The organism is Alexandriicola marinus (genome assembly GCF_004000435.1).
Classification (GTDB): domain Bacteria; phylum Pseudomonadota; class Alphaproteobacteria; order Rhodobacterales; family Rhodobacteraceae; genus Alexandriicola; species Alexandriicola marinus.
Map to the genome: position 1 here is coordinate 1,091,174 of NZ_RBVZ01000001.1, position 16,687 is coordinate 1,107,860.

Genomic DNA, 16,687 nt, shown 5'->3' on the forward strand with positions numbered 1-16,687 from the left:
TGGACGTAGACGATGATAGGGCGCCTGCTTATGATGATCGCGAAAACCACCAAGGAGACAGGCAATATGAAAAAGACTGAATCCTACAAGTCTTACATGAAGAGTCCATATGTGAGTTTCAAACATACTACATATTTTGACAGTTATGATAGTTTTTTCTCCACCTACAAAGGGAAAGACATAACCTTCGTAGAAATAGGTATTCTTGATGGTGGATCTCTTTTTATGTGGAGGGACTATTTTGGAGCTAATGCCAGAATAATTGGTGTCGACTTAAATCCAGAGGCGAAAAAATGGGAGAACGAAGGCTTTGAAATATATATAGGAAGTCAATCTGATAGGGATTTTTGGAGAGAATTTGTAGTTGATGTGGGAGACGTTGATATTGTTCTGGACGATGGTGGGCATACTTATAGCCAACAGATAATTACAACAGAAAGCCTTCTACCTCACATCAAAGATGGTGGACTTATTGTCATTGAAGACACTCACACATCCTACATGCAAGGGTTCGGTGATATGGATTTTTCATTCATCGAGTATGTCAAGGAGCATATTGATAAGATCAACCTGAGATTTGGGAAGTTTGAGAACGGGATAGCAGAAAAGAGAATTTGGAGTATAGAGGTCGTGGAAAGTATGGTGGCCTTTAAAGTAAATAGGGCTGCGACAGAACTTGTTTCCAAGCCGATCTTTAATATCGGCTCAGGCACCAGGGCAAAAGATTTTCGATTTGAAGATGAAAATGCGTTGATGGAAGTTAATCAAATATTCGATAAGGAAAAACCAAAAGAAGAGATAACGCTACAACAACTGGAAAGCATTCTCATCGATCTTAAATTCAAGAATCCCGAAATGGCGAATAGGCTTAAGAATCTTCTGGACTAGAATTTCCAATGCTCACTAAACTACACATATCTTGATCGGTTCTGATGGGCGAGTGGCACAACAATCATTTTATGCACAATCGAGATATACCATGAAACATACTATCACAGAATGCCCACGACTCTCGGAGCCTCCAGACGGCGATTACAACGCAATCATTGACCAAGCCCTAGCGGAGATTGTGAAGATGTGGTTGTGCCTGCGGGCATAACAAACTGTCCACCCAAGAAGGATCGTGCTGTTGACGGGACGGCGCTAGACCGTCCGTCAGGTCAACTTTGTATGGCCGTTTCGCGCACGATCTCAGCTGGCATCTCTGGCAGCTCATGAATAGACTTCAGCCAAACTGCCACACGCCTTGATTGTTCAACCAGCAGGGTCTGGCGGTGACGTCCACGCACCCAGACGCCGTCCAATCTTGGGCGCAATTCGACGGTTCTTCAGATGACGCCAACCAAAGAAATTCGTGATGATGTACAGACGTGAGTAAGCCATCCACTTGAGACCGAACAAGCCGAGATCACGAAAAGACTCTATGACACCGGGAATTGACTGACAGCACAACTCGCAGTTGGGCTTCGACGCGCGCAACAACTTGATAGACTCGGCGACCCATCAGCTGGCTCATACCTGAATCAGCACCATATAGCCAAAGATCAAATGCTGATTCGACGCCGGAACCCAACCAGGACAAAGACCCCCAAGGCTCCAAGCAAAATGGGCAGGCTTGCAGGCAACGGCACCACTCCCGTGTCGTAACTGGGCGTCACAACCTCGCGAACGTAGACCTGACCGGCAGCGGTAACATCAAAAAGCGGATTACCTGATAGTTCGTTGGCGATGAGGTCCATCAAAGCCGAACTGTAGGTTTTCCCGATTACTTCAACTACAAGACCACCTACGACATACAGGTAGTCGGCATCCCGATCCATGGTCAACGCGCTCAGATCGACGGACCAGAAGTCGTCGCCCGAGAAGGGATTGTTGACAAAACTGCTAAGGCTGATCGTTGAGACTGCTTCCGACGCCGATGCGAACGCGTTGGCATTCCAAGAAGCCCCCAATGTCCAGCCTCCGCCGGATGTTGTCATATCCGCATAGGTCCGGAATGCGGCGTTGCCGTTCGGCCCATCAGGGTCCAACCAGTAAAATCCGTCTCCGACTGAAAAACCGTCCGCTAGTATCTGCTTTGCCGACGTCCCGGCTGTCCCCGAAGAAAAGCCATTCATCGTCGCAGCATGAACCGACCCCGCCCAAGAAAAGATAACTAGTACAATTCCAGAAAGTATTCGTCCTGTCATCTATATGACCCCCCTTGCGGTTATTCCCGCTAGACATAATCGATTGCCCGAAACGATTATTATCATTCTGACTGGTGTCCCGCAACTTTCGCATTCGGTTTGCCCAAACGAGCACATTTGATTGAAGTGATATGCCGTCATCTGAAGCGCACGTGGCAAGCCACGTCTTCGCTTTCTTACCTGACGCGTTCGCGATACAATACGTTGTCCGACACTCTGCCGAACTCTCCCGTAAGAAGCTGGTCAAAGCCTCGTTTGTATGACGAGTAGACCCGGGCATCATCATGTGACCGTCATACTTTTGCCAGCAATCGAATACATAAGGGGCCATCAATCTGGACCAAAGGGATGTCTTCCATGAGCACGATTGCTGAAAATCCGATCCTGATCGCGGCCTTTCTCTGCGGCGTCGCCGGCATCTACGTCGTCGTCATGCGCACGGTAAGAAAGCGTAAGGAGTAATACTCCACGACCAGCCACGCCGGCCCGCTGGCGTGGCGGCGGCGCAGTTGATGCCGAGGCTGGCGGACTGCGCCCTGCCCCTAGTCTCCGAAAATCTTGGTCCAGCTTTCAAGGACGGAACCCAGCGCGCTGTCCGGAATGGCAGCCAGCAGCCGCGAACGGCCATCGCGCGCGACGACGGCCTGAATCCCCGGGCCAATCGCAAGGGCGGCACTGGACGGACCCGCGCGTTCAAGACGTTCTTGACTGCCGCAACGTCCGGGCGAATGCGCAAGCGCCGCATCAATTGCCCCTAGACGGCTGCGGATCTCGTCTGGTCCGTGCGCATAGGTTTCCCCGCTGTCCCCGAGGTGACACCGCCAGCCAGAGACACGCGGCGTGATCCGTTCCAGAAATTGCGTGATCCGCGCCTCGTGTCCGAATGATTTGCCCGCGCGCATCAGCGCCTCGGCCGAACAGGACGCCCCGCCCAGACCGGCATTCGACGCGCGCCCCAAAGTATTGAGCGTGATCCCCCCCGAGCGTTCGGCAATCCGCCGGATGCTTGCGGCGTGCCGCAGGGCCGCCGCCTCGGCGTCGCCCTCTTCGATGGTGTCACCGGCGGGCGGCGTGATGCCGATGAGACGCCGGTTTGCCGCGACCAGCACCCCGGCGGCACTGCCCTTGGTAGTCACCTCGATCCGGCGCGGCAGGACGACTTCGTCAATCTCCTCGGCGACCAGACGCAGCGCCTGATCGGGGCCATCGGCCTTGCACCCCATGGTGTCTTGCAATGCCTCCCGATCCAGCCCGAGCCGGATCAGCGCCGCGCGCAAACGATCCGCCGCGGGGTTTGGCGTGTTCTGCTGAATTCGGACCGCGTCTGCCATTACCCGGCCACCGCCACGCTTTCAAAGATGCCATGTGCATGATCGACCACTTGCGGCACGCATTCCAGTCCGGCGCACAGACAACACACGACGTCTATGGGATTATCGGGCGAGCGGACAAAAATGCGCAGATCACGCGGTGTCGCCACGATCAGCCGATCACGCGATCCGTCGTCGCATTCCACATCCTCGCAAACGAGATCCGACGCCTCGAAGTGGCAGGCGGCGTGTTTCAGGATCTCTTCGAGAAAGTCCTGCTTGAAGGGGCGCGATGCGCTGCTGCGCAGGGCCATGCCCGTTCGCAGATCCCCGAATGACGCCAGCGAACAGCCGGGGATATCGCTTCGCATCCGGTCGAGGCGTTCGGACAGGCTCATGCGGCGCGCCTTCTGGCAATACGCGCGACCTGCGGGGATTGCGGGACCATCATGACGTTTCCCTGCGTTCGGGGCTCAGGGTGAAATCCGGCCGCTCCACCCGGCCCCGCATCCGGGTATGGACCCGCACACGTTTCGGCAACACGCGGCTTTGCATGTCGGTGACCCCGCTGACGGCGATGGCCGGCGTTTCTGCCGGGGCCTCCGCGGGCGGTGCCTCGGGCGCAACGATCTCCTCGGCGGCCGGTTCCGCTGCAGCTAGCTGATTTTCCGTTTCTGTCACCTGGGCCTCTTCGGGGGCGACGGCCAGCCGGGGTGACGGGTGCAGCAGCAGATCGACCAGATGCCCGATGAACTCGGCCGCGCCGCTGTCGCGCCATTTGGCGACGTCGTCGCCGGCCTCGATCGCCTTGAGAATCGACAAGGGATAAACCGCCTTGAACACTCCCTCGGTTTCCTTGCGGACCCGTTTCAGAACCCGTTCCACATCCCGATCCGAGCGCAGCTTGTCGATCTGTGTCACCAGCAGGATGTTGTCGCCATTGGTGCGGGGCTGCATATCCTGCCAAGCGGCCGCTTCGGTCTGACGCCAGGCCTGAGTGGCCTGCGTGCACCAGACGACGCTATCGATCTCGTCCAGCACGGATTGCCAGGTATCGGCGGCCATACTGGGATCAGAGATGCCGGGCATGTCGATCAGATCGCAGATCTCGAGCGTTTCGGACATCGATCGAAGCCGGATCAGCCGCGCATCCTCGATCCGGACCGAGGCGAGGTCTTCGATTGCCAGCGGGGTTTCGCTTCCGTCGTGGCCGACCATTGTGGCGCTTTGTTCGCCGTGGCTCACCCAGACCGGTGGAAACCGCGTGGCCGTCACCCGGACAGGCAACGGCGCATCGCCCAGAAGCAGCTTGGACAAGGTGCTCTTGCCCGAGCTGAATTCTCCCATGAATGCCAGTCGCGGCTTGCCCCGGGCATTCTGATCCATCGGATCGGCGTTGTGCACACTCATCTCCTTGTTCATGCCGCGTACCGACGCAGCGTCACCAGCGTCTCTTCAAGCGCCTGATCGGGCCCGTCCGGTCCTTTTTCGGCGAACAGGCTTTCGACCCGGCCCGCCCTTTGCGCAGATCCGTTCATCAGATCGAGCAGGATACCGCGCTGCTCATCAAGGAAGGCGTGCAGCTCCTCGGTCACGTCGCGCCGGATGTCCTGGATCTGAACCTCTTTCATCTGGGTCATGAAATCTTCGGTCTCGTCGCGAATGAGAGCCTTGAACTTCTTTGCAAACGCCCGGTATCCAACCGTTTTCCGCCACCAGTTCGACCACCAGCTGTCGTTGAAATCGAGGGCGATCGCCTGACCGAGGACCACCGGCGACGGGATCGGCGGCGCCGTGGGCACGGGGATCTGAATGCCTTCGACGGCCGGCCCGAAGACGCGGTAGAACAGATGCGCCGCATCCGAGACCGCCACCTCATAGCGCATTAGCGCATCCTTCCGGACCTTGTTGCCCATCGCCGAATAGGCCGATCTCAGCAGAAGCCTGAGGCCTGCCGGATCGTATTCCCAGATCTCGTCCGGACCTTGGGTTTCCAGATGCTGAAGCAGCGAATGGGTGGCCCGTTCCACGAAATTCTCGTGTACGCGGTCGGCGCGGTTTCGGTAGTCTTCGAATATCGCGTCGAGCGACGTCTCGAGCCCGGCGAGATTGGCCTCGGCGATCTGTTCGAATGTGCGGCGGGCCTCGTCCATCGTCGCGTTCTGATCGAATTGGTCGCCGCCGATCCGGACGGTCTGGACGGCCTGCCGGGAGGTGGCGATCGACAGCGCGGACGAGGCGATCTTCTTGAGAACGGGGTCACCCTGCCCCGCGACGATCAGTGACGACAGCGCCTCCATCAAGGCGGGGAGGCCCGACATCTCCCATGTATGGGACGAGGCCGGCTGGTCGATGAAAGCCGCCTCCATCCGCGCCTTGGTCAGGCTGATCAGGGAAGTGGCACTGGCTTCGGCCATGTCATCCAAGTCGCCGCTCAGCGCCTTGCCGGCCCAATAGGCACTGCCAAAGATGATCCGGGCATTCTGCGGCCCGCCATGGGTCTTGAGCGTCGCGCGGATGCTATCCTCGATCTCACGCATCTGTTCGGCAGGTTCCGCCAACTCGTCGATCCGGTTGACGAAAATCACGACCTCGCGCGACCGCAGGTTCGAGATCATGCGGATCAACGCCATGTCGACCGAGGTCAGCGCCTGCCCTGCCGACAGCACCACAAGACAGATGCGGCTGTCGCGGATCGCGTTGATCGTAACCATCTCGCGCATCATGAAGGTGTCGTTCACACCGGGCGTATCGCGGATGCACATTCGGAACGGCACCGTATGGCAATTGAGGAACAATTCCGCAGATCGGGTGATGTCGGCAAACCGGCCCTGTTCCTGATCGGCCGGGTCCCCGGGCGCGTCGTCGAAATCATCGCCAAGGCAGATGTACCGCTCGAGCAGGTTCTTGTCGAAATAGCCGTAGTCGTGCTCCTGCCCCATCAACAGCTCGAAATGCCGGCCAAGCCGGGCCCGGGATTTCTCTCGCATGGCAAGAATCTGCTCGCGGATCTTGCCCAGCTCACCCTCGGCCCCTGCCCGTCCGGCCAGTTCGCCGATGCGGCCGCCCTTCGTTGTCAGGCGATCCCATTCTCCCTCGGTCATGAACTGGAAACGGGCGCCGATCTCGCGTTGTTCGTCCGACGGCGTCATGTGCAGCGAGGTAACGACAGAGGTCCACGGATTGACGTCGGACGGCAGAAGATCAGCCCAGCCCGCCATGGCATTTATCAATGATGTCTTGCCCGACTTGACCTGCCCCAGAACGGTGATCGCGGGTTCGAAGCCGGCCAGCTTCTCCTGCAAACGTGCCACGGAATGGCGCGATTCCTCTCCAACCAGAGGGCCAAGACGCGCCAGCGCCTCGCTCAGCTCGTCGGCCCGGGCTGCGAATGCGGCAAGATCCTCGGTCCCGGCCCGCAGGTTCGTCGGATGGGTGGATGTCCGGATCTCGGTCGTCGGATCGACTGCGACAGTGATGTTCATCTGGCTCCCCGGCTCACCCGATCAAGAACGGGTTCTACGTCTCTGAAACCTTGGAACAAAAACCAAATCCACCTTGCCACAATGGGTGCCGATTATGTCGAAACTTGGTCTGGTTCGCGGAACAATTCCGGCGGCAACGTGCGGTCAGTCGGCTACTTTCTGGATCAGTTCCTTGCGGATCTGAAGAAGCAACGTCACGGCGTCCAAGGCTGCCTCCTGGCTTTGTTCCAGTTGAAAAAGCATCAATATCTCTTCGCCTTCCTCGACGCTTTCACGGGCATCGTGAGCAAGGGGATCATCCGCCCGGCCTTGCTCCAGAAGACGGCCCAGCGACGAGAGCGCCTGCGTGCAATTGCTCAGGATCACATCGGGGTCGAAATCGCCCATGCGATCGACCTGCCGGAGCATCTTTTGCCCATGCTCCTGCAGCATGTCGATCGCCTCCGACAGGATCGACAAGGTCTGCGGATCGGGCGCCGTGGCAGGCGCTGCCACATCCGGCGCGCCCGTCGTACTGGCCACAGTCGCGCCCGCCACAGAATCTCCAACATGTGCGGGGCCGTCCTCGCGCGGGTCCTGAACGCGGGGAGGCTCGTTTTCGTTGACCGGCTCATCCGGGACAAGCGCACCCAACCGGCTCAGGAAAACCTGTGCGCGGTCGATGTCGGCGCTCCGCCCCTGTCGGACCTGCTTGTGCAGCGATCTGACCAGATGCCCTGCGCCGCTTGCCGACCAAAGCGTCTGGTTCAGCCCGCCCGCCTCCCGCTGTGCCGAGATGCCCTGCAAGGTGGCCACCGGATAAAGCCCCAGAAATTCATCGGCCGTGATGGGGGCAAGCCGGTCGATATGCCCGGCAAGCGTCTGGGCTCTCATCAGAACATCGGCCTTCGTCAGAACAAGAAAGCTGTGATCCTTGATCCGGTCGGGCATAGCGGCCCACAGGGCCTGCTCGGCGGGTCCGAAATCCTGGCTGCACCAGATGACGATATCGGCGCGGCGCGCGATCTCATCGAGGGTTGCGCGCATCTGGGCCGGGCTCCCGGAGAGCCCCTGCTCGACATAGCTTTGACCGTTGAGGCCGGCTTCGGGCAGTTCCTGCCGGATGCGCACCACGTCCTCGGGGCAATCGCTTGCCTTGACGATGCCTGCCGCCGTCTCGATCGCGCCGTCCTGCCGTTCGAACAGAATGCGTTCCCGATCTCCGTAAGTGATCTCGATCACCGGTGCCGCGCGAGCCGGTCCCACCACGTCGCGGCCCGAGATCATGCCGATCAATGCGGTCTTGCCGCTGCCGGGCAAGCCGGTGACGACGATCTGAACCGGGCGCCTGAGATGGCCCAGAAGGCGCGCGCCCCACCGATCATAGGGGGCCGGTATGCCCCCTTTCTGGACGATATCCTCCAGCCGGTCGGTCACCGGCTCGACCCTGTTTGCGATAGTCACCGCACACCTCCCCTGGCCCTCATGTTCCGGTCGCCTTTCGGGGCGTGCCGCCGCGCGCCATCAAGGTAAGCGTGATCGCCGTGTTTCCGTCCCGGCGCGAGCACGACACCGCACGCATGGCCTCGGGTGTCGTGGCCAGCGTGGCGGCGGGATCGACGACCTTGACCACGCAGATCGAGACATTGTCCTGACACGGGTCGTTGAGATTGCCCAACTCGGTCATGAGCAATGTGCCGATCTCTTCGGCGGGGCGTTTCTGACTGAACCGCAAGACCCCCTCGATCTGGTCTTCGCACAGGGTCTGCAACCCGTCGCTTGCCACGATCAGGATGTCCCCCGGCTCGAGCGTGACCGGTGCGGTCCGGCAATCCAGCTGCGCGATATCGCGGCCGATCAGAACCGATGTCAGGCAGCTTGGATCGGGATGGCTCAGGGCCTGATCGCGGTCCATGATGCCGTTGTCGACGAGGTAGTCGATCTGCGACATGAGCGCGTGGTTCTCGTTCAGCCGGACGAGTTTGTCGCCCCGGAACAGGTAAAGCGGGCTGTCGCCCACCGACACCCAGTAGAGCCTGTCCTGAATGAAGACCGGGGCGAGCAGCGTCGCCCCCATCCCGGTCGCGTCAGGGCGCTGGCGCGAGTAATGACCGACCCTGCGATTTGCACTCACGGCCGCGCGCTCCAGCACCTCGCCGATCCGCCGTTCCAGAAGATCACGATCGCCGGATTGCAGTTTCAGGTGGCTGAAGACCTCGGCCACCACGATCTTGCTGGCCACGTCCCCGGCGGCATGACCTCCCATGCCATCGGCCAGCACCACGAAGCCGAAGCCGTCCCCGGCGGAGAAATCAGAGGCGACCGCATCCTCCTGACGCTCGCGCTGGCCAAGCCCCATCGTGGTCGAGGTGTCGAACACCAGTTCAGCCGTCGACAGCATGGGACAAGCGTCCTTCTTCCGTGGCCTGCCAGCTGAAGCCCTCGCCGCATAGCGGCACGAAGCGCAGCGACGTCTCGCCGATGGTGATCCGGTCTCCGCCCGCGAGTTCCTCGGTCGCAAGGACCGGACGATCGTTGCGGCGCACGAGGTTGGCCTTGCCGCCATGGCCGATGAAGAAGGTGTTCTGCGTCGGATCATAGGCGATGGCCGCGTGGTTTTCCCGCGAGATGCTGTTGTCGCCGAAATCAAGCGAAATGGTCTGATCCTTGCCGCGGCCGATCTGGCTGACGCCGTTGAACAAGGTGAACGCCGCGCCGCGCCCGGGACCATCGGTCACGATCAGCCAGCCCAGCGGGAATTTCGTATAGGCAGCGGGACGGGCCGCCTGCCCGCCGGCAATCGGATCGATGTCGTCCTCGCGGTCGATGTTGAAACCCAGAAGCCGCGTCTTGACCCGACCCTTGTGGCTTGATCCCCGCCCCATCGCGGGGCCCGGCACGGAGACGGCCTCCTCGGCCCGGGGCAGCTCTGGCCCGGGGCTCGGGGCGGGCTCGGGGGCGCGCGCGTGGCGCACGGGTTCTACGGGCGCCTCGTGAGGCGTCTCGGCCTGCGCGTCGATCCCGTCACTCGTCGTGTCCAAGGACGCATCCCGGCTGTCATCGGGCTCTGCCGCAGGCATGACGCCGGCGCGGCCGTATTCCCGCCCGACCCGCGCGATCGCGGCCCTCAACGGCTCCTGCTCTGCAGAGGCCTTGAGCGATGCGGTCTCTGACGGCGGTGCGGTGCCGTCCAAGACGCGATGCCTGTCTTCGGCCACGAAGATGGAACGCAGCTCTTCATAGACATCGCGATCGGCTTTGATCGGCGCGGCCTCCGCGTCATCTTCGGGCTCGGACATCACTTCGTCGAGGAATGCCTCGTCATCAAAGCCAAATTCGGCGGTATCAGAGCTCTGGTCGTCATCGGCGGCGGCGGGATAGGACAGGTCCTCCTCGGTCCACGGTGTCGGCGCGGGGGGGCGATCCAGAGCGATGTTGTCCTGACGATCAGGGTCTGCCTCGCGAGATCGGTCGTCCGGCCTCGTGGTTTGCTCGCTGGCAGAAAGGCCGGTCGATTGGCGTTTCTCGCCAATGATATCTCGGATAAAGTTCATCATCGCTCCTTTCAGGGTCACTCCTCGCACCGGCGCCCCGGTCATCGTTTGACCAATGCGCCCAGCGTTCGTTTCAGCCAGGATGTCTGCCCCCCGGGGCCGGACTGCGGCCCCACGTTCCGCCCATGGGCTGCGGATGGGTCTCTGGCGTGCTTCTTTCTCGACAGGCGATCCTGCTCGCGCAGCCAGCGATCGACATCCTCGATCGGGTTGCCAAGCAGATCGACGAGGCGATTCTCCTCGGGCTCAGGCTGCAATCCCGAGGGCTGACCAGCGGCCCGGGCGCGTTCGGCGCGCAATTCGGGTTCGATGGCGCTGTTGGTGTCTTCGACCAAAGACGAGATCACCATCGCGAGGTTCGGCCCAAGCTCGTTTTGGTTGGTGTGCAGGATTGTCTTGGGCGCCCTGACCCGCCCCTTCGGCGCGGGCGCGGTTTCCGCCAGATCCAGAAAGTCCAGCCACTCCTCGACCGACTGGAAACGCCGGTCCTGCGAAACGGCCAGCGCCCGGTCGATCCCCGACAGGAACCCGTCGTCCCGCACAGCCGACCCCGAGGTCAGCGGGACATAGGGGTCAGGCAAACCGGAACTGAGATCGGCCAGACGTTTCTGGCAATCGGGCGGCGCGCCACCCGTGATCAGGTGATAGAACGTGGCCCCCACCGAATAGATATCGCTAGAAGGTTCGTGAGTGCCGTTCGCATAATAGAATTCATGCGGGGAATAGCCGTCCTTGACCGACAGAACCGTCGACAGGGCGCGGAATTGTTCGCTCCGATCTTCGCGCGCGGCACCGAAATCGATGAGTGTCAGGGTCCCGTCCTCGTCGAGGATCAGATTGTCGGGCGAAATGTCCCGGTGAAGCATGTCGTAGTCGTGCACATGCGACAGCGCCATCAGCGTCTCTCTGAGAAGCTTGCGCAGAAGGTCATGTGACAGGCGGGACGGCTCTTCTTCAAGGATCGTGAAGAGGTCCTTTCCATCGACGAATTCCATCGCGATGTAGGCGGTATTGTTCTCCTGGAAGACCTGGTAGACCTTGACGATATTCGGGTGATCGAGCTTGGCCAGACGCAGGGCCTCGCGCAGGAAGTTGCGGATGACCCGTTGATATTGTTCCTGATAATCGGGCTTGCGGGGGCGCACCTCCCCACCGAGCCGCCGGCAGATCGCCGTGGGAAAGGATTCCTTGATCACGACGCGGCGCTCTAGGCTGTCGCGCGCGATGTATGTCATCCCGAAGCCCCCGTCGATCAGATGCCTCTCGATGGTGTATTGACCATAAAGAAGCTGGCTTCCCGGCGGAAGCGCATCGGTTTCGGGCTCGTCGGAGAAATTGGCGATGTTTTGCACGTCTCGGGCTTTCCAGCTGGCAGCTAGGGAAAACAGGGAACACAAAACACACAAACCGTGATGTCAGGGTGCCGGTGAATTATGATCAGATCATGGCGACATTGGGCCGATGCCCTGACAATGCCGGCAGGTTGCCTCCCGTGCGGTGGCAATCCGGTGTGGATGCCGAAAAGCGAACCGCCGCCTGCCTTGCGGCTGGCGGCGGAACCGGCCCGCCAGGCGAGCCATGTGCGATGACGTGCGGTCAGGCAGCGATCAGGCGAATTCGGCCGTTGCGGCCTTGGCCTTGAAGTCCTTGAAGATGCGCTGCCCCGATGCGGCAAGCTTGTCCTGAAGCTGGGGGATATCCTCGCGCAGCATCCGGCCGCCCTGCTTGTGGACCTTGCCCGCCACCATCACCGTGTCGATATTGCCCGGATGCGCGAACCCCACGACGGCGTTGTAGGGATCGAAGGCCCCCGACATGTTCAGGTCATTGGCGCGGATCAGGATGATATCGGCCTGCTTCCCGGCCTCGAGCGTGCCCGTCCGATCCTCGAGCCGCACGGCGCGGGCGCCTTCGATCGTGGCCCATCCCAGCGCCTCGCGCACGCTCAGCGGGATCGGATGCGGCCGTTCGCCCGTTTCGGCCTTCATCCGCAGGCTCGTCAGGTGCCGTTCGGCCTGAAGGCTGATCCGCGTGCAGGCCAGCATGTCGGGCGCATAGGCGCTTTCGATATCTGTCCCGATCGAGAACGGCACACCGCGCGTATGCAGTCGGCCGCTCAGCAGATCGCCATAGCAGATCTGCATCTCGATCTCTGCGGTCACGGTGAAGGTGGCGCCGTTCTCGACCAGCACATCGAGATCGCGATCCGTCAGCTCGTTGCCATGCACGATGTTCAGGCGCCGATCGATCAGCCCCTCGGCGGCGGCCGCCACATAGCCTTCGGGCGCCATCATCTTGGCCATGGAATGGTGCAGCGACGTGACGAGATCGTACTCCTTGGCAAGCCGCAGATCTGTCAGCGTCACCTCTTCGACCGACATCTGGGGGCCGAGGATGGCAAGACCCATCGTCACCAGCGCGTCATCGTTCGACAGGCGACCTGTCCGGAGGCGTTTCACCTCGCTCTGCGACATCGGCACTTCGGAGAAATGCTTCTGCCCCGGCTTCGGATCCGGCTTGGCCGATCCGTGCAGGAACACGGCGCGGATGCCTGCATCCTCCAACCCGTCGATGGCCGCGTCGGAATGATCCGGCGTGGGGTTGTTGTGGTGCCAGTCGATCATCGTCGTGACGCCGTTGTTGATCTGGTTGATCGCGCCCAGCTGGTTGGCGATCTTGATGTCGTCGGGGGTAAAGAAATTGGCGAGCCCCGCATGCATCGCGCGGAAGTAATTCGTGCCGGTCCAGTCGGTGGCAAGCCCCCGCAGACCCGTCTGCCAGGTGTGGATATGCGCATTCACAAGGCCCGGCATCACGATCATGCCGGCGGCGTCGATCACGATCATGTCGTCAGCGGGTTCGAGGTCGGGGCCGATGGCCGCGATCCGCTCGCCCTCGACAAGGATGTCGGCCATTTGCGGCGTGCTCCCGGGCTGGAGGGTCAGCACGGTTCCGTTCTTGATCAGGGTCTTGGACATCGAACTCTCCTTCTAGGCGGCGGGATCTGTGTCAGATCAGCGCCGTGGTCAGCCATGGGACAAGGATCAGGGCCATCGTGACAAGGGCCATGATCACGACAAAGGGGGCGGCGGCGGCAAAGATCTCGCCCAGGGTGGCGAACCCTTCGGGCAAGGACGCCTTGACGACATAGATGCTCAGCCCGAAGGGCGGGGTCAGCAGGCCGATCTCGATCGCGATCACGGTGATGATGCCGAACCAGACCGGATCGCCGCCAAGCGCGTTCACCACCGGAAGCGCGATCGGCAGCATGATCAGCATGATCGACACGGAATCGAGGATCATCCCCAGCACCACGACGATCAGCACATAAAGCATCACGAAGCCGATCAGCGTCAGGTCCATCCCCGAGATCAGGCCCGCGGTCTGCATCGGGATCGTGCTCATCGAGAGCATCCGCCCATAGACGCTGGCCGCGATCATCAGGAACAGAAGACCCGCGGTGATCGCCCCGGTCTCGAGCACGAGTTGCCGCAGATCGTTCCAGCTGAGCGACCGGCGTGCCAGCGACACGACAAGCGCGCCAAGCGCGCCCGCCGCGCCCGCCTCGGTCGGAGAAAAGATGCCGCCGTAGATGCCGCCCATCACGACTGCGACGACAAAGATCACCGGCGCAAGGCCGCGCGCCATCCCACCGAACGACAGGTCGTCGGGGCGGAATTCGTCGCGCGGGCGCCCGGCATATCCGGGCCGGAACCGCGCCAGCCCCACGATCAGCAGTGCGAAACAGCCGGCCAGCAGAAGCCCGGGGATGATGCCCGCGATGAACATGTCACCGATCGAGACTTCGGCCAGAAGTCCATAGATGATCATCAGAAGGCTCGGCGGGATCAGCATCCCCAGAACCGAACTGCCCGCTACGATGCCGAGAGAGAATTTCTTGGTATAGCCCGAATCCATCATCGGCGGCACGGCGATGCGTGAGAAGACAGTGGCCGAAGCGATGGACGAGCCGGTGATCGAGGCGAAGATCGCGTTGGCCCCCACCGTCGCCACGCCAAGGCCGCCGGTGATCCGCCGCACCAAGACGGCCATCACCTGAAACGCGTCGCGGCCCACGCCCGCCTTGTCGAGCAGAAGCCCCATCAATACAAAAAGCGGGATCACGCCAAATCCGGATGACCGCACCGCGGCGCTGGCCGAGATGCCTACCGAATTGACGGCCACGACCATGTTGTCGCGGATCAGCCATATCCCGATGAACGAAGTGATCAGAAGCGCGAAGACAATGGGCATCCCGAGGCCGATCAGCACCAGAAGGGCCACCAGCGCGGCGATCCCGATCGACATCCGGTCGAGCCCCGCGGCGGCCATCGCCTGAAACGCGACATAGCCGCCCGCAACCAATGCCAGCGCAATCACAAGCGTGACCGCCCGACCTGCCAGCCCGCCGTCGGCCCAGGCCCGGTATCTGCGAAAAAGATCCGCCACCAGCTCGATCAGGGCGAAGGTGCTCGCGATGCCCACGACGAGCTTGAACGGCCATGTCGGCAGGCGGAAGGTCGCGGCCGAGCCCAGGAATTCGCCATCCACCCAGGCGGAGATGAAATCATCCCAGAGGTAGCGGACCGCGAGGATCATCACGATGATCGCCGAGACCGAGAACACGGTTTGCAGGACGAGCATCGCCCCGGGGCGCGCGGCCTCGAGCCGGTCGCTCAGAAAGGTGGCCCGCACGAGCCTGTCGTTGCGGATCGTCAGGCCGAGTTGCAGATAGACGCAGGCCACGATCGCATAGGATACGTAATCGGCCACGCCGTTGATCGGCACCGAAAACAGGTTGCGCGAGGCGATATCGAGACAGATCAGGACCGTCATCGACACAATGATCAGCGAGGCCACCGCCGCATTGAGGGCCGAGATATGGCCCAAGGTCCGGTCGATCATTCCGCCGCCCGCGCCTGCCTGTCCTGCCTCGGCCGATCCAGTCGCCATGCCTCGCGCCTCGTCCTGTGCATGGGCCGGTCGCTCGCCGGCCCCGAATTGTCATGAACAGCCGCAACCGCGGCACGAAGACCCTGCTTTGCGCCGCGATGCGTTCATTTGTCGGCAGCTCAGATGTTCGCGGACCAGTCGCGCAGAGGCTCTGCCCCTTCGGCACGCAGCCTGTCCATGAACTTGCCCATGATCTCGCGGGCGGGCACGCCGTTGGCCTCGTTCTCCTCGACCCAGATCTTGCCAAGATCGGGAAGCGCGTCGACCCACTGCTGCTTTTCCTCGAGCGGCATGACACGGACTTCGGCGCCTTCGGCGGCCATGTTGTCCCAGGCCGCAGCTTCGCGCGCGACGATCATGTCCGCGTTCTGGCCGGAATAGATGGCGCCCATCTCGATCATGACCTCCTGCACGTCCTGCGGCAGGCCGTCGAAGATCATCTTGTTCATGCCAAGCCCCCCAAAGGTCAGCGGGCCCGTGTCGACGCGGACCGCGTAAGGCGCCACTTCGTGCAGCTTGAGCGGATAGGCCCCGGTCCCCACCAGCAGAACGCCGTCGCCGACGCCGGTCTGAAGATCGGAGTAATAAGTCGGAAGCGCACCGGCCAGAAGCGTCGCGCCAAGCGGCTCGACGTAAGAGGCGGTCGCCGCGGCGCCAAGGATCTTGCGGCCCGCGATATCGGAGATGTTCTCGAGCGGTTCACGCAGGAACAGGCTGTAGCCGTCAGAGACGGAGGAGCCGAAGAACATGATGTCATGGCGCGACCATTCGTCGATCATCGCCTGTTCATCGCGGTTGAGCGAGTTCATCGTGTTCAGCGCCTGCTGCAGCGTCGTCGTGGCGAAAGGCGTCGAATACATGATGTTCTGAAGCGGCAGGGCCGAGGGTTCGAACAGGGCGCCGATCCAGCCGGAATCCGCGATGTTCTGGGTGATCGCCTCGAGCGTTTCGCCCGCACCGTAGAGTTGACCGCCATAGGCTTCGGTCCAGTCGATGCGATATTCCGAGCCGCGCTCCTCCAGCAGGGCATTGGACTGGCGCACGACGGTTTCCAGCGGCGCGGTCCAGGGCAGAACGGTCGGGTGACTCGAGGCCATGGTCAGGCGGATCACCGTCTGGGCCGATGCGGATCGTGTTCCCAAAACCGGAACCGCGGTGGCTCCGACGATGATGCCGAGTGCGGCGCGTCGATTGATGCTCATTGCTTCCTCCCTGGA

The 16,687-nt window shown here is 61.4% G+C and carries 13 protein-coding genes; 1 reads left to right on the forward strand and 12 read right to left on the reverse strand.

The window, feature by feature from the left end:
- The first annotated feature begins 66 nt into the window (after positions 1-66).
- A complete protein-coding gene (locus EP376_RS05360; protein WP_238928577.1) occupies positions 67-888 on the forward strand; it encodes a class I SAM-dependent methyltransferase in 822 nt (273 codons plus the stop codon).
- A gap of 656 nt (positions 889-1,544) precedes the next feature.
- Here EP376_RS05360 and EP376_RS05365 read toward each other — a convergent pair.
- From EP376_RS05365 to EP376_RS05420, 12 genes are all read right to left on the reverse strand, one after another.
- A complete protein-coding gene (locus tag EP376_RS05365; RefSeq protein WP_127654484.1) occupies positions 1,545-2,189 on the reverse strand; it encodes a fibrinogen-like YCDxxxxGGGW domain-containing protein in 645 nt (214 codons plus the stop codon).
- Between the two features lie 542 nt (positions 2,190-2,731).
- Complete coding sequence (locus EP376_RS05370; protein ID WP_127654485.1) at positions 2,732-3,520, reverse strand: hypothetical protein; 789 nt, start codon at positions 3,518-3,520, stop codon at positions 2,732-2,734.
- Positions 3,520-3,897, reverse strand: coding sequence for a hypothetical protein (locus EP376_RS05375; protein ID WP_127654486.1), 378 nt, complete (start codon positions 3,895-3,897; stop codon positions 3,520-3,522). Before EP376_RS05375 ends, EP376_RS05370 begins: the two co-directional genes overlap by 1 nt.
- A gap of 49 nt (positions 3,898-3,946) precedes the next feature.
- Positions 3,947-4,909 carry a dynamin family protein gene (locus EP376_RS05380; RefSeq protein ID WP_164744868.1) on the reverse strand — a complete coding sequence of 321 codons (963 nt, stop codon included), beginning with the start codon at positions 4,907-4,909 and terminating at the stop codon, positions 3,947-3,949.
- Between the two features lie 8 nt (positions 4,910-4,917).
- Positions 4,918-6,984, reverse strand: a complete 2,067-nt coding sequence (locus tag EP376_RS05385; protein ID WP_127654488.1) for a dynamin family protein — start codon at positions 6,982-6,984, stop codon at positions 4,918-4,920.
- Positions 6,985-7,128: 144 nt separating this feature from the next.
- Positions 7,129-8,427, reverse strand: coding sequence for a hypothetical protein (locus EP376_RS05390; protein ID WP_127654489.1), 1,299 nt, complete (start codon positions 8,425-8,427; stop codon positions 7,129-7,131).
- Between the two features lie 19 nt (positions 8,428-8,446).
- A complete protein-coding gene (locus EP376_RS05395; RefSeq protein ID WP_127654490.1) occupies positions 8,447-9,364 on the reverse strand; it encodes a PP2C family protein-serine/threonine phosphatase in 918 nt (305 codons plus the stop codon).
- Positions 9,348-10,517 (reverse strand): FHA domain-containing protein, encoded by a 1,170-nt coding sequence (locus EP376_RS23290; RefSeq protein ID WP_238928578.1) that lies wholly within the window; start codon positions 10,515-10,517, stop codon positions 9,348-9,350. Before EP376_RS23290 ends, EP376_RS05395 begins: the two co-directional genes overlap by 17 nt.
- Before the next feature lie 41 nt (positions 10,518-10,558).
- The gene (locus tag EP376_RS05405; RefSeq protein ID WP_127654491.1) at positions 10,559-11,869 is read right to left on the reverse strand and encodes a serine/threonine protein kinase; all 1,311 of its coding nucleotides are present in this window, start codon (positions 11,867-11,869) and stop codon (positions 10,559-10,561) included.
- 255 nt (positions 11,870-12,124) lie between these two features.
- Positions 12,125-13,495 carry an amidohydrolase family protein gene (locus EP376_RS05410; RefSeq protein WP_127654492.1) on the reverse strand — a complete coding sequence of 457 codons (1,371 nt, stop codon included), beginning with the start codon at positions 13,493-13,495 and terminating at the stop codon, positions 12,125-12,127.
- A 31-nt stretch (positions 13,496-13,526) separates the two neighbouring features.
- On the reverse strand, positions 13,527-15,470 hold the full coding sequence (locus tag EP376_RS05415; protein WP_203330870.1) for a TRAP transporter large permease subunit: 1,944 nt from the start codon (positions 15,468-15,470) through the stop codon (positions 13,527-13,529).
- A 119-nt stretch (positions 15,471-15,589) separates the two neighbouring features.
- On the reverse strand, positions 15,590-16,672 hold the full coding sequence (locus tag EP376_RS05420; RefSeq protein ID WP_127654493.1) for a C4-dicarboxylate TRAP transporter substrate-binding protein: 1,083 nt from the start codon (positions 16,670-16,672) through the stop codon (positions 15,590-15,592).
- Positions 16,673-16,687: the final 15 nt, after the last annotated feature.